Origin of the sequence: Pseudomonas sp. DTU12.3 (assembly GCF_004124275.1) — a bacterium.
In the GTDB taxonomy this organism is placed as follows: domain Bacteria; phylum Pseudomonadota; class Gammaproteobacteria; order Pseudomonadales; family Pseudomonadaceae; genus Aquipseudomonas; species Aquipseudomonas helmanticensis.
Genome location: NZ_CP027218.1, coordinates 5,639,232 through 5,660,102, shown reverse-complemented (window position 1 = coordinate 5,660,102; position 20,871 = coordinate 5,639,232). Strand labels below are relative to the sequence as shown.

The 20,871-nt window shown below is 59.8% G+C and carries 21 protein-coding genes; 10 read left to right on the top strand and 11 right to left on the bottom strand.

From position 1 onward, the window contains the following. Positions 1 to 10 precede the first annotated feature (10 nt). The 7 genes from mltB to C2E19_RS25980 all read left to right on the top strand — a co-directional run bounded on the left by mltB (position 11) and on the right by C2E19_RS25980 (position 6,535). Positions 11 to 1,021 (top strand): lytic murein transglycosylase B, encoded by a 1,011-nt coding sequence (mltB, locus tag C2E19_RS26010; protein WP_129395667.1) that lies wholly within the window; start codon positions 11 to 13, stop codon positions 1,019 to 1,021. Then, the gene (locus C2E19_RS26005; RefSeq protein ID WP_129395666.1) at positions 1,021 to 2,031 is read left to right on the top strand and encodes a septal ring lytic transglycosylase RlpA family protein; all 1,011 of its coding nucleotides are present in this window, start codon (positions 1,021 to 1,023) and stop codon (positions 2,029 to 2,031) included. The genes mltB and C2E19_RS26005 overlap by 1 nt, the downstream gene beginning before the upstream one ends. Before the next feature lie 189 nt (positions 2,032 to 2,220). Further along, entirely contained in the window at positions 2,221 to 3,378 is a 1,158-nt protein-coding gene (locus tag C2E19_RS26000; protein ID WP_129395665.1) for a D-alanyl-D-alanine carboxypeptidase family protein, read from the top strand. 85 nt (positions 3,379 to 3,463) lie between these two features. Next, positions 3,464 to 3,739: a DUF493 domain-containing protein gene (locus tag C2E19_RS25995; RefSeq protein ID WP_129395664.1), complete on the top strand. Its 276-nt coding sequence runs from the start codon at positions 3,464 to 3,466 to the stop codon at positions 3,737 to 3,739. Beyond that, positions 3,739 to 4,386, top strand: coding sequence for a lipoyl(octanoyl) transferase LipB (gene lipB / locus C2E19_RS25990; RefSeq protein ID WP_127929905.1), 648 nt, complete (start codon positions 3,739 to 3,741; stop codon positions 4,384 to 4,386). Before C2E19_RS25995 ends, lipB begins: the two co-directional genes overlap by 1 nt. A 25-nt stretch (positions 4,387 to 4,411) precedes the next feature. Further along, entirely contained in the window at positions 4,412 to 5,410 is a 999-nt protein-coding gene (gene lipA, locus C2E19_RS25985) for a lipoyl synthase (RefSeq protein WP_161806657.1), read from the top strand. A gap of 174 nt (positions 5,411 to 5,584) precedes the next feature. Further along, positions 5,585 to 6,535: an LD-carboxypeptidase gene (locus tag C2E19_RS25980; protein ID WP_129395663.1), complete on the top strand. Its 951-nt coding sequence runs from the start codon at positions 5,585 to 5,587 to the stop codon at positions 6,533 to 6,535. Positions 6,536 to 6,651: 116 nt separating this feature from the next. On the opposite strand, the gene C2E19_RS25975 is transcribed toward C2E19_RS25980, so the two are convergent. The 5 genes from C2E19_RS25975 to leuS form a co-directional block, all read right to left on the bottom strand. Further along, positions 6,652 to 7,974 (bottom strand): lytic murein transglycosylase, encoded by a 1,323-nt coding sequence (locus tag C2E19_RS25975; RefSeq protein WP_129395662.1) that lies wholly within the window; start codon positions 7,972 to 7,974, stop codon positions 6,652 to 6,654. Between the two features lie 61 nt (positions 7,975 to 8,035). After that, positions 8,036 to 8,200, bottom strand: coding sequence for an alternative ribosome rescue factor ArfA (gene arfA / locus C2E19_RS25970; protein WP_129395661.1), 165 nt, complete (start codon positions 8,198 to 8,200; stop codon positions 8,036 to 8,038). Between the two features lie 135 nt (positions 8,201 to 8,335). Then, positions 8,336 to 9,373 carry a DNA polymerase III subunit delta gene (gene holA, locus C2E19_RS25965; RefSeq protein WP_129395660.1) on the bottom strand — a complete coding sequence of 346 codons (1,038 nt, stop codon included), beginning with the start codon at positions 9,371 to 9,373 and terminating at the stop codon, positions 8,336 to 8,338. A gap of 39 nt (positions 9,374 to 9,412) precedes the next feature. Then, the gene (gene lptE / locus C2E19_RS25960) at positions 9,413 to 10,018 is read right to left on the bottom strand and encodes an LPS assembly lipoprotein LptE (protein WP_129395659.1); all 606 of its coding nucleotides are present in this window, start codon (positions 10,016 to 10,018) and stop codon (positions 9,413 to 9,415) included. Positions 10,019 to 10,106: 88 nt separating this feature from the next. Then, positions 10,107 to 12,713: a leucine--tRNA ligase gene (leuS, locus tag C2E19_RS25955; RefSeq protein WP_129395658.1), complete on the bottom strand. Its 2,607-nt coding sequence runs from the start codon at positions 12,711 to 12,713 to the stop codon at positions 10,107 to 10,109. Positions 12,714 to 12,968: 255 nt separating this feature from the next. On the opposite strand from leuS, the gene C2E19_RS25950 reads away from it, so the two are divergent. Beyond that, positions 12,969 to 13,292 (top strand): hypothetical protein, encoded by a 324-nt coding sequence (locus C2E19_RS25950; protein WP_129395657.1) that lies wholly within the window; start codon positions 12,969 to 12,971, stop codon positions 13,290 to 13,292. Between the two features lie 105 nt (positions 13,293 to 13,397). Then, positions 13,398 to 14,159, top strand: a complete 762-nt coding sequence (locus C2E19_RS25945) for a YdcF family protein (RefSeq protein WP_129395656.1) — start codon at positions 13,398 to 13,400, stop codon at positions 14,157 to 14,159. 87 nt (positions 14,160 to 14,246) lie between these two features. Here C2E19_RS25945 and lnt read toward each other — a convergent pair whose 3' ends face one another. The 5 genes from lnt to miaB form a co-directional block, all read right to left on the bottom strand. Further along, positions 14,247 to 15,770: an apolipoprotein N-acyltransferase gene (gene lnt, locus C2E19_RS25940; RefSeq protein ID WP_129395655.1), complete on the bottom strand. Its 1,524-nt coding sequence runs from the start codon at positions 15,768 to 15,770 to the stop codon at positions 14,247 to 14,249. A gap of 17 nt (positions 15,771 to 15,787) precedes the next feature. Further along, positions 15,788 to 16,627: an HlyC/CorC family transporter gene (locus C2E19_RS25935; RefSeq protein WP_007909641.1), complete on the bottom strand. Its 840-nt coding sequence runs from the start codon at positions 16,625 to 16,627 to the stop codon at positions 15,788 to 15,790. 5 nt (positions 16,628 to 16,632) lie between these two features. Beyond that, entirely contained in the window at positions 16,633 to 17,127 is a 495-nt protein-coding gene (gene ybeY, locus C2E19_RS25930) for an rRNA maturation RNase YbeY (protein WP_129395654.1), read from the bottom strand. Then, positions 17,120 to 18,118, bottom strand: a complete 999-nt coding sequence (locus C2E19_RS25925; protein ID WP_129395653.1) for a PhoH family protein — start codon at positions 18,116 to 18,118, stop codon at positions 17,120 to 17,122. Before C2E19_RS25925 ends, ybeY begins: the two co-directional genes overlap by 8 nt. A 177-nt stretch (positions 18,119 to 18,295) precedes the next feature. After that, on the bottom strand, positions 18,296 to 19,624 hold the full coding sequence (gene miaB / locus C2E19_RS25920) for a tRNA (N6-isopentenyl adenosine(37)-C2)-methylthiotransferase MiaB (RefSeq protein WP_122592708.1): 1,329 nt from the start codon (positions 19,622 to 19,624) through the stop codon (positions 18,296 to 18,298). 133 nt (positions 19,625 to 19,757) lie between these two features. Here miaB and C2E19_RS25915 point away from each other — a divergent pair, with 133 nt between their 5' ends. After that, complete coding sequence (locus C2E19_RS25915) at positions 19,758 to 20,087, top strand: DUF1820 family protein (protein WP_003185742.1); 330 nt, start codon at positions 19,758 to 19,760, stop codon at positions 20,085 to 20,087. 112 nt (positions 20,088 to 20,199) lie between these two features. Here C2E19_RS25915 and C2E19_RS25910 read toward each other — a convergent pair whose 3' ends face one another. Then, a complete protein-coding gene (locus C2E19_RS25910) occupies positions 20,200 to 20,754 on the bottom strand; it encodes a tetratricopeptide repeat protein (RefSeq protein ID WP_129395652.1) in 555 nt (184 codons plus the stop codon). Positions 20,755 to 20,871 lie beyond the last annotated feature (117 nt).

The following is a 20,871-nucleotide window of genomic DNA, read 5'->3' as shown; positions in this document are numbered from 1 at the left end:
GAAGAGTTCAATGCAAGTAATGCGTGGCTGGGCGACTCGATGCGCGCCAGTGGTAGGCCTGATGGGCCTCCTGGGCAGCATGCAGGAAGCGCTGGCCGGCGAATACGAAGGCTCGCCTCAGGTGGCCGAGTTCGTCGGTGAAATGACCCGCGACTATGGTTTCGCCGGTGAGCAACTGATGGCGGTATTTCGCGAGGCTCAGCGCAAGCAGGCGATTCTCGACGCCATTTCCAGGCCCGCAGAGCGCGTCAAGCAATGGAAAGAATACCGCCCGATGTTCATTACCGACGCGCGCATTGCCCGCGGTGTGGATTTCTGGCGTCAGCACGAGGCGACGCTGGCCCGCGCCGAGCAGGAATACGGCGTACCGGCACAAGTCATCGTGTCGATCATTGGCGTTGAAACCTTTTTCGGACGTAATACCGGTAATTACCGGGTGATCGATGCGTTGTCGACGCTCGGTTTCGACTATCCTCCCCGTGCCGAATTTTTCCGCAAGGAACTGCGTGAGTTCCTGCTACTGGCGCGTGAAGAACAGGTCGATCCATTGACCCTCAAAGGCTCGTACGCCGGGGCCATGGGTTTGCCGCAGTTCATGCCGAGCAGCTTTCGCGCCTATGCGGTGGATTTCGACGGTGACGGCCATATCAATATCTGGAACAACCCGGACGATGCGATCGGCAGCGTCGCGAGCTACTTCAAGCGTCACGGCTGGGTCGCCGGTGAGCCAGTGGTCAGCCGCGCCGATGTGCGTGGCGATCAGGTTGACGAAGGCCTGACCACCGGCATCGAGCCGACGAAGACGGTCGGAGAGTTGCGGGCGCTGGGCTGGTCAAGTCATGATGCGCTGCGCGATGATATGCCGGTGACTGCATTTCGCCTCGAAGGCGAGAGCGGCCCTGAATACTGGATGGGCCTGAAGAATTTCTACGCGATCACGCGTTATAACCGCAGCGTGATGTACGCCATGGCCGTACATCAACTGTCTGAACAGCTGGTACAAGCACGGGGCGTCAAGTAATGCAGGCATTGCCTAACAATAAACCCCTGAAGCTGGTGGCATTCGCTGCGTTGGCAGTACTGGTCGCCAGTTGTTCGACCAGCCGTTCGCCAACGCCGAAAACCTCGAATACCGCTGTGCGTGCGCAGCCGGGCCTGGACATCAACCGTGCGCACAAAGACGGCGCGCCGTGGTGGGACGTCGACGTATCGCGCATCCCCGATGCCACCCCGACCCTGCACACCGGCCCGTACAAGGCCAACCCGTACACCGTGCTGGGCAAAACCTACTTTCCGCTGCAGGAATCGAAGACTTACGTCGCTTCCGGCACAGCGTCCTGGTACGGCACCAAGTTTCATGGTCAGAACACCGCCAACGGCGAGGTCTACGACCTGTACGGCATGAGCGCCGCCCACAAGACTTTGCCATTGCCAAGTTACGTTCGGGTGACCAACCTGGACAACAACCGCACAGTGATCCTGCGGGTCAACGACCGTGGGCCGTTCTATTCCGATCGCATCATCGACTTGTCCTACGCCGCCGCGAAGAAACTCGGTTACGCCGAAACCGGCACCGCGCGGGTCAAGGTCGAAGGCATCGATCCGCAGCAATATTGGGCCGCCAAGGGCCGCCCGGCACCGTTGATGCTCAACGAGCCGCAGGTCGCGCAGAACAGCGCTCCGGTGATCACGGCGTCGGCCGGCACCGTCGAGCAATGGACGCCGCCACCGCAACAACACGCCTCTGACACCGTCCCCGTGCCGATGAGTGCAAAAAAAAACGCTTCTGCAACAGCAACTGGCCAGTATCTGCAGGTGGGCGCGTTCGCCAACCCGGACGCTGCAGAACTCCTGAGGTCGAAGCTCAGCGGGATGGTGAGCGCACCGGTGTTCATCAGCTCGATCGTGCGCAATCAGCAGACTCTGCACCGGGTACGCCTGGGGCCGATCGGCTCGCCGGGTGAAATTGCCCAGGTGCAGAACAGCGTGCGCCTGGCCAACCTTGGTTCGCCAAGCGTGGTCACCGAGTAAGTAAAACGTAGAACTTGATTGACGATTCACCAGCGATTGGGGGGTGAATCAGGTTGTTGGCTCGTCGAAGAACAAAAGCCCGGCAAGGGTGACTGGAGTGAGCAACTGAACACGCGATGGCTCGTTAGAAAGTCATCTGATTAAATTTTGTCCGCAAGGACAGTTTCCATTAGCGATTTCGAGAGACGGATGAACATCACCACCTTTGCCAAACGCCTGTGTCTGCTAGTCCCGCTGCTCCTCTCGCCAGCCGCTTTCGCGGCCGAGATGATGCCGTCGCCACCACAACTGGCCGCCAAAGCTTACGTTCTGATGGACGCCAGCAGCGGCAACGTGCTGGTCGAGAACAATGGCGACCAGCGTCTGCCACCGGCCAGCCTGACCAAACTGATGACCGCGTACATTGCTACGCTGGAAATCCGTCGTGGCCAGATCGGTGAAAACGATCCAGTGACCGTCAGCGAAAACGCCTGGCGCACCGGCGGTTCGCGGATGTTCATCAAAGTCGGCTCGCAGGTAACTGTCAGCGACTTGCTGCACGGCATCATCATTCAGTCCGGCAACGACGCCAGCGTTGCGCTGTCCGAGCACATCGCCGGTAGCGAAGACGCGTTCGCCGACCTGATGAACAAGACTGTAGCTGATCTGGGCATGACCAACTCCCACTTCATGAACCCGACCGGTCTGCCAAATCCTGAGCACTACTCGTCGGCTCACGACATGGCGATCCTGGCCCGCGCGATCATCCACGAAGACCCGGCTCACTACGCGATCTACTCGCAGAAAGAGTTCTTCTGGAACGGCATCAAGCAGCCTAACCGCAACCTGCTGCTGTGGCGCGACAAGACCGTCGACGGCCTGAAAACCGGTCACACCGACGAAGCCGGCTACTGCATGGTGTCCTCGGCTGTACGTGACGGCCAGCGCCTGATCGCCGTGGTGTTCGGCACCAACAGTGAAGTGGCCCGCGCCGCTGAAACCCAGAAGCTGCTGACTTATGGCTTCCGCTTCTTCGAAACCCAGACCTTCTATCAGAAGGGCACCGAACTGGCTCAGGCCCCGGTGTGGAAAGGCACCACCAATCAAGTCAAGGCCGGCCTGGCTGAAGACCTGACCATGACCCTGCCAAAAGGCCAGCTGAAGAAGCTCGCTGCAAGCATGACCATGAACCCGCAACTGGTTGCGCCAATCGCCAAGGGCGACGTGATCGGTAAAGTCGAAGTCAAACTGGAAGACAAGGTCGTGCACAGCGCTGACCTGATCGCTCTGGATGGCGTCGAGGAGGGTGGTATCTTCCGCCGCATGTGGGATAGCATCCGTCTATTCTTCTACGGCTTGTTCAACTGATTTGTGTTGACCTGCATGGCCCCGCCCCGATCCGGTGCGGGGCCATGTGCGTTACCACGGCTTGCGCTCTAGAGGCCGTTACGCCATGACCGATACCGAAGTAAAGGCGCCAAAGATCGAATTCCCCCAGACTGATTATCCGATTAAGGTGATCAGCGATACGGGCGTTGGCAACAAAGACAAGATCATCGACATCGTCAAGAAACACGCGGCCATCAATGATGAACGCATCGACGAGCGTCAAAGCACCAACGGCAAGTACACCACTATCCAGTTGCACATCGTCGCCACCGATCAGGATCAGCTGTACAACATCAACAGCGAACTGCGGGCGACCGGTTTCGTGCACATGGTGCTGTGATGCCGGGCACGCTGGGCTTTCGTGAGCTCGGCCAGATGGCTTACGAGCCGGTCTGGCATGCCATGCAACGCTTTACCAACGAACGCGGCAGTGATGCCGCCGACGAAATCTGGCTCGTCGAACACCCGCCGGTGTTCACGCAGGGCCAGGCCGGCAAGGCCGAACATTTGCTGCTGCCGGGAGATATCCCGGTGGTACAGGTCGATCGCGGCGGGCAGGTGACATATCATGGCCCCGGCCAATTGGTGGCTTACCTGTTGCTGGACGTGCGCAAGCTGGGTTTCGGCGTACGTGATCTGGTCAGTCGCATGGAACAGTGCCTGATCGAACTGCTGGCCAGCTACGGCGTGACCGCCGCAGCCAAGCCAGATGCTCCCGGCGTCTATGTCGATGGAGCGAAAATCGCTTCTCTGGGTTTGCGGATTCGCCACGGTTGCTCCTTTCATGGCCTGGCCTTGAACGTGGATATGAACCTGGAACCGTTTCGACGGATTAATCCCTGCGGCTATGCCGGGCTGGCGATGACCCAGCTGAGCGACCATGCAGGATCGATTGAATTTGCCGAGGTAAGTGCCCGGCTGCGCGCGCAGCTCGTCAAACACCTCGACTATGCTGAGCAGACGACCCTGACGGGCGGAATCGACTGATATGACTACTGATGCAGTGCAAACCATGATCCCGACGCTCGACGTGACCGAGCGCCCGGCCCCGCGTCCCAAGGTAGAAGCCGGCGTCAAGCTGCGCGGCGCCGAGAAGGTTGCACGCATCCCGGTAAAGATCATTCCGACCACCGAACTGCCGAAGAAACCTGACTGGATTCGTGTACGCATCCCGGTTTCGCCGGAAGTCGACCGGATCAAGAGCCTGCTGCGCAAACACAAGCTGCACAGCGTCTGCGAAGAAGCGTCCTGCCCGAACCTGGGTGAGTGCTTCTCCGGCGGCACCGCGACCTTCATGATCATGGGTGACATCTGCACCCGTCGCTGCCCGTTCTGCGACGTTGGCCACGGTCGTCCGAAACCACTGGACGTCAACGAGCCGGAAAGCCTGGCCATCGCCATCGCCGACCTCAAGCTCAAGTACGTGGTGATCACCTCGGTTGACCGCGACGACCTGCGTGACGGCGGTGCCCAGCACTTTGCCGACTGCATCCGCGAAATCCGCAAGCTGTCGCCGAACGTGCAGCTCGAGACGCTGGTCCCGGATTACCGTGGCCGCATGGACGTTGCCCTGGAAATCACCGCCGCCGAGCCGCCGGATGTGTTCAACCACAACCTGGAAACCGTGCCGCGCCTGTACAAGGCTGCGCGTCCGGGTTCGGATTACCAGTGGTCGCTGACCTTGCTGCAACGCTTCAAGCAGATGATGCCGCACATTCCAACCAAGTCCGGCTTGATGCTGGGTCTGGGCGAGACCGACGAAGAAGTCATCGAAGTGATGAAGCGCATGCGCGAACACGATATCGACATGCTGACCCTCGGTCAGTACCTGCAACCGTCGCGCAGCCACTTGCCGGTACAGCGTTTCGTGCACCCGGACACCTTCGCCTGGTTCGCCGAGGAAGGTTACAAGATGGGCTTCAAGAACGTCGCTTCCGGCCCTCTGGTACGTTCTTCGTACCATGCCGACGAGCAGGCGAAGCTGGTCAAGGCTGAGTTGATGGGTTCCTGATTCAGCGCTGAATGAAAGATGCCCGCCGAGGCTTTGCAGCCCGGCGGGCATTTTTTTGCCTGTCCTACGCCAGACGCCGACTTTTCCTGCAACTTGCGGGGCGACGCAGCCTCTTCTGTTTGTCCCCGTTCCTGACTACTGTGTGTGCATGACTTCACACAGGGAGATCCATGGATGACCGTTCGACCGACCCATACCCTTTTTCCGCATAAGCCTGTGCCGGCGCTGCCGTCAGAAGGGCTGATCGGCGTGATCGCACCGGCCGGTCCCGGTGCGCTGGATACCGACAAGGCAGTGCAATGGATGCGCGCCCGTGGTTATGGGCTGAAAGTATTTCCTGGCGTCTACGCGAAGGACGGCTATCTGGCTGGCAGCGATGACGTGCGCCTCAATGATCTGCACGCCGCGTTCGCCGACACTGAAGTCGACGCGATCATCTGCCTGCGCGGTGGCTACGGTACGCCACGGCTGCTGGACCGCATCGACTACGATCTGCTGAGTCGCAACGCCAAGCCATTTGTCGGCTACAGCGACATCACCGCGCTGCACTTGGCCATCAGCCGCTACGCAGGGTTTGTGACCTTTCACGGGCCTTTGCTCAACGCCGATCTGCTCGGTGACAAGCAGCCGCCGACCGTTACTTCGTTCTTCGCCATGCTGCGCGGCCAGTTGAAGGCGGGGAGTGTGCTCAGCCATCCGGTGGCTTATCCGTTGACCACGGTGGAGCCCGGTATCGCCCATGGACGCTTGCTTGGCGGCAATCTGGCGATGATTGCCGCTACGTTAGGGACGCCTTACGAGATTGATGTCGAAGGGGTGATTCTGCTGATCGAAGATATCAACGAGCCGCTGTATCGCATCGACCGCTTGCTGACCCAGATGCGCCTGGCCGGCAAGCTGGCGAAGCTGCGCGGTGTGCTGGTCGGCGACGTGGCGGGGGTGGACGTCGCGGCACTGAATCGCTTGCTCAAGCAGACTTTTGCGCCGCTGCGGATTCCGGTGCTGTCGGGCTGGCGCAGCGGGCATTGCGATCCGAACCTGACGCTGCCGATGGGCGCGCTGGTGCGGCTGGACGCCGGGAAGCAGGAACTGATGCTGGAGCAGGATGTGGTGATCAAGGCCTGAAGGTTTATTGCCTGAAAGTCAGTCTTCGCGAGCAGGCTCGCTCCCACATTTGCAATGCATTTCAATGTGGGAGCGAGCCTGCTCGCGAAAGCGATATCAGCCATACGGCATTCGTACTACTGGCTACGCAGGCTTTCCAGCAACTTATGCGTCGGATACCCGTCCGCCGGCCAGCCAAACGACTGCTGCGCACTGCGAATCGCCTTGCGCGTATTGGCGCCGATAATCCCGTCCGCCGTGCCCGCATCGTAATTGCGCGCGCTCAACAGCGACTGCAATTCGATGCGCTCGGTACGGCTCAACGGCAGATCATCTTTCGGCCAGTTGCCACTGATCAAGCCGCCGCCATTGAAGCGCTCGGACAACAAGCTTACTGCCAACGCGTACGACGACGAATTGTTGTACTTGAGGATCGCCCGGAAGTTGTCGAGGATCAGGAATGCCGGCCCACGATAACCCGCCGGCAGCAGCAGGGCGGCAGATAGCTGCTCAGAACCTGCTGGCACCTGACCGCCATTGGGCAGAGTCACGCCCAGTTGACGCCATTCGGCAACGCTCTTGCGCATCGCACCGTCAGCCAGCGTGTAGTTGAAACTGCTCGGCAGTTGCACTTCGAAGCCCCAAGGCTGACCGCGTTGCCAGCCGGAGCTCTGCAAGTAATGCGCAGTGGACGCCAGCGCGTCGGCCGGGCTGCCCCAGATGTCGCGGCGACCGTCACCGTCGAAGTCCACGGCGTGGGTGTTGTAGGTGGTCGGAATGAATTGCGTCTGGCCCATCGCGCCGGCCCAGGAGCCGAGCATCTTCTCCGGTGTGATATCACCCTGTTGCAGGATCTGCAGGGCTGCGATCAATTGCGCATGGGCAAAGCCCGGACGGCGACCTTCGTAGGCCAGGGTGGCCAGCGAGTTGATCACCGATTTACTGCCCTGGAACTGGCCGAAATTGCTTTCCATGCCCCATACCGAAACGAGCGCCTGACGGTCGACGCCATAACGCTGCTCGATGCTTTGCAGAATATCGGCGTACTGGTCGATCAAGGCCTGGCCTTTACGCACGCGCAGTGGCGACAGCGCGCCGTCGAGGTATTCCCACACCGGGCGAGAAAATTCTGGCTGGCTGCGGTCGGCGCGAATCACGCTGGCGTCGAAACTGACATTGGCGAAGGCGCGATCAAACAGCTCAGGACGAATCCCGGCGGCCAGTGCGTCCTTGCGGAAACCTGCCTGCCACTCGGCAAAGGTCTGGGTCGGCTGAAGATCGAGAGGGTCGGCGGACGGCACTACCGGCGCAATGATCGCTGGGGCCGTGGCGACTGGAGCGGCTTGAAGAGGTTGCGCGTCGGCGGCGGTGGGTTTTTCCGCACAGGCGACAAGCAGAACGAAGCTTGCTGCAGCGATCGAATGGCGAACAGGCCAACGACGGGAAAGACTTAGGGGCATGCACAGTTCCAGGGGAAACGAATCAGATGCAGACCTTAACATGACCGGGGGGTACTGCGCTTCAGGCAGCCAGAAAGTAAGAAGCCTCCCGGCTTTTAGACTGGAAGGCTTCGCGGCGGTAGCTGCCTTTGCCCTTGTTCGGTTGTTCCTGGCGGCTGCGGAACAGCGGTTGGGCGATGATGGATTTGGCCTTGTTGGGGCCATGTTTCGATGGCTTTTTGCTCATGAGGGTTCTCTCGTGTGAGTGGGTTTTGCGCGGCAAATAATCTGCTCATGCTAAACAAAAGTCAAAAGATCGCAGCGTGCCGCAGCTCCTACACCGATCTATCTAGGAGCTGCGGCACGCTGCGATCTTTTGATCTTATTCGGCAGGCAGTGAAAGTCGCTGGCCAGCCATCAACAACGCCAAGCGACTCAGGCTCATCCACGGCGAGCCGGCAGCCTGGCCTTTGATCTGCGCATCGATGCGCTGAGCTTCGAGCAACAGCTGCGCCCAGCGTTGCGCCGTATAGCGTTGCAAGGCTTTGCTCATCAGCGGTTTGCGCTTGTCCCAGACGGGCGGTTTCGCCTGGCTGAAACACTTGTCCAGCGGCGTGCCCTGGCTGTACTGCAACGAGATATTGGCCAGCAGGCGCAACTCCCGCGCCAGTGCCCAGAGAATCACCGGTGGCTCGACGCCTTCACCGCGCAAGCCTTCCAGCATGCGCAATGCGTGAGCCGGCTCGCCGTTGAGCACCGCATCGGTCAAGCCAAACACATCGAAGCGCGCGCTGTCCGCGACGGCGGCCTGCACGGTTTCGACCGTGATCTGGCCACCTTCGGCCATCAACTTGAGCTTTTCGATTTCCTGCGCGGCCGCGAGCAAATTGCCCTCGACGCGTGCAGCAATCAATTCGACCGCGTCCTGGCTGGCCGACAAACCGGCCTGCGACAGGCGCTGCCGAATCCAGCTCGGCAACTGATTGGCGTCCACCGGCCAGATCTGGATGAACTGGGTCTGCTGACCTTCAACCAGTGCCTTGCCCCACTTGGTTTTCTGCGCGCTGCCATCGAGCTTGGGCAGGCTGATCAGCAGCACCGTGTCTTCGGCAGGGCGTGAGCAATATTCGATGAAGGCGGCGGCGCCTTTGTCACCGGGTTTGCCCGAAGGCAGGCGCAGTTCCAGCAGGCGTTTTTCCGCGAACAACGACATGCTCGCGCCGGCTTGCAACAACGTGCCCCAATCGAAATTGGCGTCGGCAGCAAAGACCTGGCGTTCGTCGAAACCTTGCTGGCGAGCAGCACTGCGGATGGCGTCGGCAGCTTCCTGGCACAACAGCGGGTCATCGCCGCTGATAATGTAGACCGGCGTGAGGGCGCCTTGCAGGTGTTTACCGAGTTGGGCGGGAGCGAGCTTCATAAGAAATACCGAACGGGGCGCCTGAGCGCCCCGAACGTCTTACTGCTTGGGTATTTCGAGCGGCGACTGGCGCGGGGTTTCCGCTTCAGCCTTCTGTGCCGCTTGCAGCGCGTCGGCTTCAGCCTTGGCGCGGTCGTTGGCCGCTTGCTGCAGTTGCTCCAGTTGCGCCGGAGTCAGCTGTTGCAGGCGCAGCATCATGCGTTGAACCAGCTCGCGGCGGGTTTCACGACGGGCGTCGTTGGCTTCCTGATCGGAGCCGACCAGGTTGTTGCCGTCGTGGATGAACACCTTCTGCACTTCGAGCTTGCTGCTCAGCAGGTTCAGGTTGTGTTCGCCAATGATGTCGTAGTTCAGGACGGTATTGACCTGATATTCGCCAGTACGGCCGGCACCGGCGTAGCTGAGAATGCGCTGGCTTTCCTGCTCGTCAGCCAGATACAGCTTGTAAGGTGCACCGCTGTAAACCTTGACGCCGCTGGACTCGAGCACCTGACGCAGCTCGGTGACGGTCTCGCCGTAGGCGTTGCGGGCGCTCAGGTCGAGCTCCTTGATCGTCAGTTCGGTGGTGCCAGTGCCACGCAGCTGGAAACCGCAGGCGCTCAGCAGAACAGCGAGGCCCATCACCAGCAGATTGCGTTTGATCATTGTGTTGCTCCCCTTGAAACCATGTGGGCCGACCTTGCGGCCCGAAAGGTTTTACAGTGCGTCAGGCGGACCTGACGCCCAATCCAATTTAGCTGGCGACGATGTTGACCAGTTTGCCCGGAACCACGATCACCTTGCGAATGGTCAGTCCGTCGACGAAACGCAGCACGTTTTCGTTGGTGCGCGCGGCGGCTTCGACTTCTTCGCGGGTGGCGCTGGCCGGCATTTCGATCTGGCCACGCAACTTGCCGTTGACCTGGATAACCAGGGTCAGGCTGTCCTGTACCAATGCACTTTCGTCCACCGCCGGCCAACCTGCGTCGATCACCGGTTCAGCATGACCCAATTGATTCCACAGTTCGTGGCTGATGTGCGGAGTGATCGGTGCCAGCAGCAGCGTTACCGCTTCCAGGCCTTCCTGCAGCAGCGCGCGATCCTGTTCGGTGCCTTGCGCGGCTTTTTCCAGCACGTTCATCAGCGTCATCACCTGGGCGATGGCGGTGTTGAATTTGTGGTTCTGGCCGACGTCGTGGCTGGCCTGCTTGATGGCCAGGTGGATCGAACGGCGTACGGCTTTCTGCTCGTCGTTCAGGCCGGCGACATCCAGTTCGCCTGGCAAGCCCAGGGTCACGTGGGCTTGCGCCAGACGCCAGACGCGCTTGAGGAAACGGTGCGAACCTTCGACGCCGGAGTCGGACCATTCCGCGCTCATGTCGGGCGGCGAAGCGAACATCATGAACAGGCGGCAAGTATCGGCGCCGAACTGATCGATCATCGACTGTGGGTCGACGCCGTTGTTCTTCGACTTGGCCATCTTCTCGGTGCCGCCGATTTCCACCGGCAGACCGTCGGATTTCAGCTTGGCGCTGATGACCTTGGCTTTGCTGTCACGCTCGAGTTCCACGTCCGCCGGGTTGAACCAGGTGTAGGCACCGTTGGCTTCGCGACGATAGTAGGTTTCGGCGATCACCATGCCTTGGGTCAGCAGGTTCTTGAACGGCTCGTTGGAGCTGACCAGACCTTCGTCACGCATCAGCTTGTGGAAGAAGCGCGCGTAGAGCAGGTGCAGAATCGCGTGTTCGATACCGCCGATGTACTGGTCGACCGGCAGCCAGTGATCGGCTGCGGATTTTTCCACCAGGCCACCTTCAAAGTGCGGCGAGGCGTAACGGGCGTAGTACCACGACGACTCGACGAAGGTGTCCATGGTGTCGGTTTCACGCTTGGCAGGCTGGCCGCATTTCGGGCAGGTGCACTCGTAAAACTCAGGCATGCGCGCCAGCGGCGAACCGGCGCCGTCCGGCACCACGTCTTCCGGCAGGACCACAGGCAGTTGGTCTTCCGGCACCGGCACGTCACCGCAAGTGTCGCAGTGGATGATCGGGATCGGGCAGCCCCAGTAACGCTGGCGGCTGATACCCCAGTCGCGCAGGCGGAACTGAGTGCGCGAGGCGCCGAGTTCTTTCTTGATCAGAGCCACTTCCATGGCGTCGAACGCGCCAGCAAAGTCCAGACCGTCGAATTCGCCGGAGTTGATCAGGGTGCCGTGCTCGCCGTAGGCATCTTGCCACGGGGCCGGATTGGTCTCGCCAGAGCTGGTACGCACCACCGATTTCACCGGCAGGCTGTACTTGTGGGCGAATTCGAAATCGCGCTCGTCGTGCGCCGGTACCGCCATTACAGCGCCGTCGCCGTAGTGCATCAGTACATAGTTGGCGACCCACACCGGCAGCTTTTCACCTGTCAGCGGATGCTCGACGAACAGGCCGGTCGGCAGGCCTTTTTTCTCTTGCGTGGCGACGTCGGCTTCGGCAACGCTGCCGCCCTTGCATTCAGCGATGAACGCTTGCAGCTCGGCGTTGTTTTTCGCCGCCAGAGTGGCCAGCGGGTGCTCGGCAGCGACGGCGACATAGGTCGCGCCCATCAGGGTGTCCGGACGGGTAGTGAAGACTTTGAGAGTGCCGGCTTCGCCGATCGAGTCGACGTTGTACGGGAACTGCACTTCCATGCCGCGGGATTTGCCGATCCAGTTGCGCTGCATGGTCTTGACCTGTTCCGGCCAGCCAGTCAATTCGTCGAGGCTCTCCAGCAGCTCATCCGCATAGGCGGTGATCTTGAAGTAGTACATCGGGATTTCGCGCTTTTCGATCAGCGCGCCGGAACGCCAGCCGCGACCGTCGATCACCTGTTCGTTGGCCAGAACGGTCTGGTCGACCGGGTCCCAGTTCACGGTGCCGTTTTTACGGTAGATCACACCTTTTTCGAACAGGCGAGTGAACAGCCATTGTTCCCAGCGGTAGTAATCCGGCTTGCAGGTGGTCACTTCGCGCGACCAGTCGACCGCGAGACCAAGGCTGCGCAGTTGCGACTTCATGTAAGCGATGTTTTCGTAGGTCCACTTGGCGGGCGCTACGTTGTTCTTCATCGCGGCGTTTTCTGCCGGCATGCCGAAGGCGTCCCAACCCATCGGTTGCAGAACGTTCTTGCCTTGCATGCGCTGATAGCGGGAGATCACGTCGCCGATGGTGTAGTTGCGCACGTGCCCCATGTGTAGCTTGCCGCTGGGGTAAGGGAACATCGACAGGCAGTAGAAAGTTTCCTTGCCTGGCTGTTCACTGACTTCAAAGGACTTTTGCTCGTCCCAGAACGACTGGGCGGCGGCTTCAATTTCACGGGGCTGATATTGTTCGTGCATGGCTACTTTTGTACTGGATAGGGGTGGCCTAATCCTCTTCAACGCAGGTTCCGGGGTTGGCCCGGACGAGCTGGAAGTGGAATTACAGGAAGCGCCGTAGCATACATGACCGCGCTTGGCCTAGGGAAACCCTGATTACAGCTACATACGCCGCAATACATGCAGCAGGGGCCGTTGGTCGCGGCGTACCGCCGGTTTGTACAGCGAAGCTAAGCTCTAACTGGGGAGTGAGTCTTATCTTCAATGAGGTGAGGGATGGTGGAGCAACGGAAAAAAAACGTAACGAAACCCGAGCTGTACGAAAGATTGATCGATCGTCTGGGTATGGCCCTGGACGCCGTAAAAACCGCTGACCGGCTGCGCGATGAGCGCCCCCTGGAACTGGAATTGCGTGGCTTGAGCCCCGCCGAGTTCAAACTGGTCAAGGCCTATCTGGATCGCAGTGAACGTGAAACGCATGGATGCCTCTCGCAAGCAGTGAAGCAGCTCGATGCAGCACATTCGGCCAAGGTCATCTGGCTCAAGGACAAGGCGCCCGGCAGAGACACCGTCAAAGTACGTGCTCTGCAGGCCAAGTAAGCGCATGGCAGGTCAAGAACCGGATCTTTTTCAACAGGATCCCAACCTATCGGTTGTAACGCGTAATTAACACTCTTAGGCTTCGGGCATCTGTGGAGATGCCCGATGCCTTTTCGTTATTTCATCAAACAACTTCTGTTGCCGCCCGGCATTCTTTTGCTGCTGTTGCTGGCCGCGTGGTGGCTGCGCCGCTCGCGACCGCGCCTCGCCGGATTTTGCTTTGCCATTGGCTTTGGCGGCTTCTGGCTGATGAGCCTGCCGGTGGTGGTGCAATGGGGCGCCAAGACATTGGAGCGCGAGCCACCGCTGGCCCGTGAAGAGTGGGCCACGCTGGCGCAACGGGCTGACGCCATTGTGGTGCTGGGTTCCGGTCGCGAGCGCGGTGATCTGGCGTGGGGTGAGGATCAGCCGACCGGCGTCGGTCTTGAGCGCCAGCGTTATGCGGCACGATTGGCCAAGGCGTCCGGGTTGCCGATTCTGACCACGGGCGGGCTGCATTATGGAACGCCGCCGACCGAGGCGAAATTGATGGCCGATTCATTGCGCGACGATTTCGGCGTAACGGTGCACTGGCAGGAAGGTGAAAGCCGTACCACGTGGGAAAACGCCAAGTTCAGCGCCGATATCTTGTTGCCGCAGGGGATCAAGCGTGTGGTCGTGGTCACGCAGGCGTGGCACATGCCGCGTTCGGTGTGGAGTTTTCAGCAGGCAGGATTTGAAGTGGTGCCGGCGCCGGTGGGGTTTTTGGGCACCGATAACGCCCGACCGTTTGGTGGCTGGTTGCCGGAATTCAAATCGATCTGGCAGAGCGGGCAGTTGTTGAATGAAGCGGTGGGGCAGGTGGGGTATTCACTGTTTTACCGCTGAAGATCAAAAGATCGCAGCCTGCGGCAGCTCCTGCATGGGATTTGTATTTTTCCCTGTAGGAGCTGCCGCAGGCTGCGATCTTTTGCTTTAAAGGGTTTTCGACATCCGGCTCGCCATCAGTGCCCAGCCAAACAGCAGCAAGCAGACGATCATCAGCGGCCACGAGCGATATTGCAGATACGGTGTCAGGTTGTGCATCGGCACCACTTCACCATACAAAATGCCCTGTTCGAACTGCGGAATCTGCTCGGTGATCTGCCCGAACGGGTTGATCAATCCGGTAACGCCGTTGTTGGTCGCACGGATCATCCAGCGACCGGCCTCAAGCGCACGCATCTGCGCCATCTGCAAATGTTGCAACGGGCCAATCGAGGTGCCGAACCAGGTGTCGTTACTGATCGTCAGCAACAGATCGCTGCGTGCCGACAGACCGGCAGCGAAATCCGGGTACACCACTTCGTAACAGATGAACGGCGCAATCTGATAACCCTTCGCTTGCAGCAGCGCCTGATCGGCCGGGCCACGGGCGAAGTCGGACATCGGCAAATCAAAGAACGCGATCAAGCCACGCAGGATGTCCTGCAACGGCACGTATTCACCGAACGGCACCAATTTCTGCTTCAGGTAAGTGCCATCGCCTTCGCCGACCACAGTGATGCCGTTGAAGAAGCGTCGTTCGTGACGAACCGTTTCGCGAATCGGCACGCCGGTGATCAGCGCCGATTTACGCTCGGCGGCAAAGTTACCCATCATGCTCAGGTAGCCCTCGGCGGACTCCTTGAGCACCGGCACGGCGGTTTCTGGCCAGATCAGCAAGTCGACCGGTTTTGAACGGAAGCTCAAATCACGGTACAGCGCCAATTGCGCATTGAGCTCGGCCGGATCCCATTTCATGCTTTGTGCAACGTTGCCCTGAATCGCCGCAACGCTTAATGGTGCACCTGACGGGCTGGTCCAGGCGTGGCCCTTGAGCGCAATACCGGCGATCCACGGCCCGATCAACAGCAGCAGGCCGGCAACGACGAACCCTTTACGAGCGCTTTGCAGCAAGCGCGGCGCGTTGTAGATCAGCGCCGCCGTCAATGCCAGAACGAACCCTACCAGCCACATGCCGCCGACTGGCGCGAGCCCCGACAGCGGGCCGTCGAGCTGGCTGTAACCCGAGTACAGCCACGGGAAACCGGTAAGAAACCAGCCACGAAACATTTCCTGAGCCACCCACAGCGCGGCAAATGCCAAGGCATCGGCCACCGGAGCCTCGTTACGGCGCAACCAGCGCGCCCAAATCCAGGCGGGCAGGGCGAAGAACCAGGCAATCGCGGCGGTAAACAGCAGCATCAGGAACCCGGCCAGCAGCACCGAAGCGCCGCCGAAATGGTGAATGCTGTAATAGATCCAGCTGGTGCCGGCGCCGAACAGGCCAAAACCGAAGCACCAGCCACGGCCCAGTGCCTGACGCGGACTCAGCTCGCGCAAACCGGCATAGAACAGACCGACCGCGAGCAAAGCCAGCGGCCAGATATTGAACGGTGCCAGAGCGAAGGTGGTGATTGCACCGGCCGCCACGGCCAGCAGATTACCGGGCCAGCCGGGGCGGGTTGTCCAGCGCATTTCAGTCCTTAGATTTTTTACCGGGCGATTGGGGTCAGTCGCAGCAAGTGAATCCGACGGCTGTCGGCGTTCAGGATGCGGAAACGATAGGCGCCGATTTCAGTGATTTCGTTGCGTTTTGGCAAGTGCCCGAACGCGCTCATCACCAGGCCGCCGACGGTGTCGAACTCGTCGTCGGAGAACTCGCTGTCGAAGAACTCGTTGAAGTTCTCGATCGGCGTCAGCGCCTTGATCAGGAAGTCGCCGCTGGGCAGCGGCTTGATGTAGCTGTCTTCTTCGACGTCGTGCTCGTCTTCGATGTCGCCGACGATCTGTTCCAGCACGTCTTCGATGGTCACCAAGCCGGCCACGCCGCCGTATTCGTCGATGACGATGGCCATGTGGTTATGGTTGGCGCGGAATTCACGCAGCAACACGTTCAGGCGCTTGGACTCCGGCACGAACGTGGCCGGGCGCAGCAGATCCTTGATGTTGAAGCTGTCGCCGTTTTCCTTGAGGATCAGCGGCAGCAGATCCTTGGCCAGCAGCACGCCCATCACGTCGTCATGGCTTTCGCCGATGACCGGATAGCGCGAGTGGGCCGAGTCGACCACGGCCGGGAGAAATTCACGCGGTGTCTGGGTCGCCTTGATGCTGATCATCTGCGAGCGCGGCACCATGATGTCGCGTACTTGCAGGTCAGCCACCTGAATGGCGCCTTCGACGATGGCCAGCGCTTCGCTGTCCAGCAGTTTGTTCTGATGTGCATCACGCAGCAGCTCGAGGAGCTCCTGACGGTTCTTCGGCTCGTGGGCAAAAGCCTGGGTCAGTTTACCCAGCCATGACTTCTGCCCGTTGCTCGATCGATCTTCGCTCATAGCGATTACTCTGAATCCTTTGTTGTAACGATAGGGGATGTTTCGGTTTCGTCGTCCGCGTACGGATCGGGATAATCCAATTCGGCGAGCAACTCGCGTTCCAGTGCTTCCATTTCCTCGGCTTCCTCGTCATCTATATGGTCGTAACCCAGCAGATGCAAGCAACCGTGAATGACCAGATGTGCCCAATGGGCCTTTAGTTCCTTGCCTTGCTCGGCAGCTTCACGCTCGACCACGGCCACGCAGATCACCAGATCGCCGAGCAATGGGATGTCGAGAAACTCATCGGGCACGTCAGCAGGGAACGACAGGACATTGGTCGCGTAATCCTTTTGGCGCCAGGTGTGGTTGAGCTCGCGGCCTTCTTCCTCGTCGACCAGACGAATGGTCATTTCCGAGTCAGCGGTGCGCTGGCGCAGGGCCAGTTCGCACCACAGGCGAAAGTCGGCCTCACTCGGCGCGTGCGCTTCAGTCGCGATTTGCAGGTCTAGCTCAAGCATTTCGCGAGGTTTCCTTGGGGGCTTCGTCACGGTTTTCGAAGCGCTCATAGGCTTCGACGATCCGCTGGACCAAAGGATGGCGCACGACGTCTTTAGGCTGGAAGTGCGTGAAGCTGATGCCTGGCACGTCTTTGAGCACTTCGATCACATGGTGCAGGCCTGACTTGGTGCCTTTCGGCAGGTCGACCTGGGTAATGTCACCGGTGATGACGGCCGTAGAGCCAAAGCCGATACGGGTGAGGAACATCTTCATCTGTTCGACGGTGGTGTTCTGGCTCTCGTCGAGGATGATGAAGCTGTTGTTCAGCGTGCGACCGCGCATGTAGGCCAGCGGCGCAACTTCAATCACCTGGCGTTCGATCAGTTTGGCCACGTACTCAAAACCGAGCATCTCGTAGAGCGCGTCGTAGAGCGGGCGCAGGTACGGGTCGATCTTCTGCGACAGGTCGCCGGGCAGGAAGCCGAGTTTTTCACCGGCTTCAACCGCCGGGCGCACCAGCAGGATGCGGCGGATCTGTTCACGCTCCAATGCATCGACAGCGCACGCCACGGCCAGATAGGTCTTGCCGGTACCGGCCGGACCGATGCCGAAGTTGATGTCGTTGCCGAGGACTTCCTTCACATAGCGCAACTGATTCAAGCCGCGTGGGCGAATCATGCCTTTCTTGGTGCGCAGGGCGACGGAGGCTTCGGCGGGGGCGTGGTTATCAAGCTCGACGACGGCCGATTCCTGCAGGAACAGGTGCACGAGGTCCGGCGACAGCTCGGTACCCTTGGTTTCCCGGTACAGGCGGCGCAGCAGGTTTTCCGCAGACGTGGTGTGCTTGGGGTCGCCGATCAGCTCGAACTGGTTACCGCGATTGCGGATCTCGATGGTCAGGCGCTGTTCGATCAAGCGCAAATGCTCGTCGAATTGCCCGCACAGATTGGCGAAGCGGCGAGCCTCAAAGGGCTCGAGGATAAAACGATGTGGTTCTATGGGTGCGTTCAAGGTCGTATTTAGCCGCCCTGGGGCAATTAAGATGAAATCAAGGATAACGCCAGAGGCCTGGGTGCGAAAGCTCTTAAATATTCTTGGCGTCGAGACCGTCAAGATCGCAGCCTTCGGCAGCTCCTACAGGAGAATGCGATCCATGTAGGAGCTGCCGAAGGCTGCGATCTTTTGCTGTTACTGAATCAGCGAGCCACGCAGCGAGTGCGGTTGTGCTGCGTCGATGTGCACGTCGGCGAACTGGCCAATCAGGGTTGGATTGTCGCAGCGGAAGTTGACGATACGATTATTCTCGGTACGCCCTTGCAGCTCGCCCGGGTCTTTCTTCGAATAATCGGTCACCAGGATGCGCTGAACGGAACCGACCATTTGTCGGCTGATCTCGAAGCCTTGCTGGTTCAGGCGATGTTGCAGCGCGTTCAGGCGCTCCTTCTTCAACTCTTCCGGGGTCTCGTCGGCCAGATCGGCAGCCGGTGTGCCCGGACGCTGGCTATAAACGAAAGAGTAAGAGAAGTCGAAACCGACGTCGGCAATCAGCTTCATGGTCTGTTCGAAATCTTTCTCGGTCTCGCCGGGGAAGCCGACGATGAAGTCCGAGCTGATGCAGATCCCCGGCACGGCGGCGCGCAGTTTGCGCAGCTTGGATTTGTACTCCAGCGCGGTGTGGTTGCGCTTCATCGCCGCGAGAATGCGGTCGGAGCCCGATTGCACCGGCAAATGCAGATGCTTGACCAGTTCCGGCACGTCGGCGTGGGCCTGGATCAGGCTGTCGGAGAACTCCAGCGGGTGCGAAGTGGTGTAGCGAATGCGGTCGATGCCATCGATGGCGGCGACAACGCGAATCAGCTCGGCAAGATCAGCCAGGCGACCGTCATGGGTCGTACCGCGATAGCCGTTGACGTTCTGCCCGAGCAAGGTCACTTCACGCACGCCGTTTTCGGCGAGGTGGATGACTTCGGCGATCACGTCGTCGAACGGTCGGCTGACTTCTTCGCCGCGGGTGTAAGGCACCACGCAGAACGTGCAGTACTTGCTGCAGCCTTCCATCACCGACACATAGGCGCTCGGGCCATCGATGCGCGGCTCGGGCAGGTGGTCGAACTTTTCGATTTCGGGGAACGACACATCGACCTGCGGCAGCTTGGTGATACGCGCAGCGTCGATCATTTCCGGCAGGCGGTGCAGGGTCTGCGGGCCGAACACGACGTCGACGTACGGCGCACGATCACGGATCGCCGCGCCTTCCTGGCTGGCCACGCAACCGCCGACGGCGATCACCATGTCCGGGTTGGCCAGTTTCAGTTCGCGCCAGCGACCCAGCTGCGAGTACACGCGATCTTGCGCGCGCTCGCGAATCGAGCAGGTGTTGAGCAGAATCACGTCGGCGTCTTCCGCGCGTGCGGTGACTTCCAGGGCCTGATGTTCACCCAGCAGATCGACCATGCGCGAGCTGTCGTACTCGTTCATCTGGCAACCGTGGGTTTCGATGTAAAGCTTCTTGGCCATGGATTAGTGTCGTCACGTGATTCAAAGAACCCGGCATTATAGGGAACAAGCCCGCAGGTTCCTACCGCTGTGCGTCCGGAGGCTATGCTATAGTTTGCGCCCTCATTTTTATCCCCGATGTTATCCCCCCGCCATGACCAAACGCGAAGCTCCAATCTATAAGGTGATTTTCCTCAACCAGGGCCAGGTGTTCGAAATGTACGCCAAGCAGATCTATCAAAGTGATCTGTGGGGCTTTCTGGAAGTGGAAGAGTTCGTCTTTGGCGAGCGCACGCAAGTGGTGGTCGACCCGAGCGAAGAAAAGCTCAAGGCGCAGTTCGAAGGCGTGGTACGCAGCTTTGTGCCGATGCATTCGATCGTGCGCATCGACGAGGTTGAGCGTCTGGGCACCCCGAAAATCAGCGAAGCCCGTGGTGCGGTCGGCAATGTGATGCCGTTTCCGATGCCGATGCCTGAGAAGTAAGCCTTAAAACCGAGTCGCCTCTATTCGCGAGCAGGCTCGCTCCCACAGATAAATGCATTCCAATGTGGGAGCGAGCCTGCTCGCGAAGAGGCCAGAAAAATCTGCGCAGAATTTAAGGTAGGGGCGAGAACGGTGTACGCCCATCGGCGCTCTGCAGTTCCATCAGGTATTTACGGAAAATTTGCCCGAGCACCTGCGTGGCAGTCTCGAGGTCTTCGCGGGACATCTTTTCAGAAACTTCGTCGGCCGTGTCCAGCGCATCTTCGGCACCGTTGACCGCAGCCATTTTCAAAACGATGTACGCCTGAATATTGTTGGCCTGCACGCCTTCACCGTGGAAGAACATGGTGCCCAGTTTGAATTGCGCCTGAGCGTGGCCTTGCAACGAGGCTTTTTCGAAATAGCTCAGGGCTTGATTGAGGTCGCGCGGCGCATTCTTGCCGTCGTAGTAGAACTCACCCAACTCGAATTGCGCTTGCGCATCCCCTTCGTCCGCCGCTTTCTGGCAGGCGGCCAGTGCCTGCGTGACGTCTTGCGGCTGAGTATTGAGGGTGCAACGACCCATCGCCGGGATCAACAACGAGTTGCCGCCTGCTTGTGCATGCGCGAGCAGGGGCTGAAGGAGCAACAGGCAGCCCAAGGCAAGGGTGCGGCCGGTGCGGTTCATGGGAATCGACTTACCTCTGAAGGGCACGCGGACCCATCGAGGGATCCAATAAGCGCGCATTATGAAATAAGCAGGGCCAACCTTACAAAGTCTTTACTCGTTTTTCTGCTGCGCGGG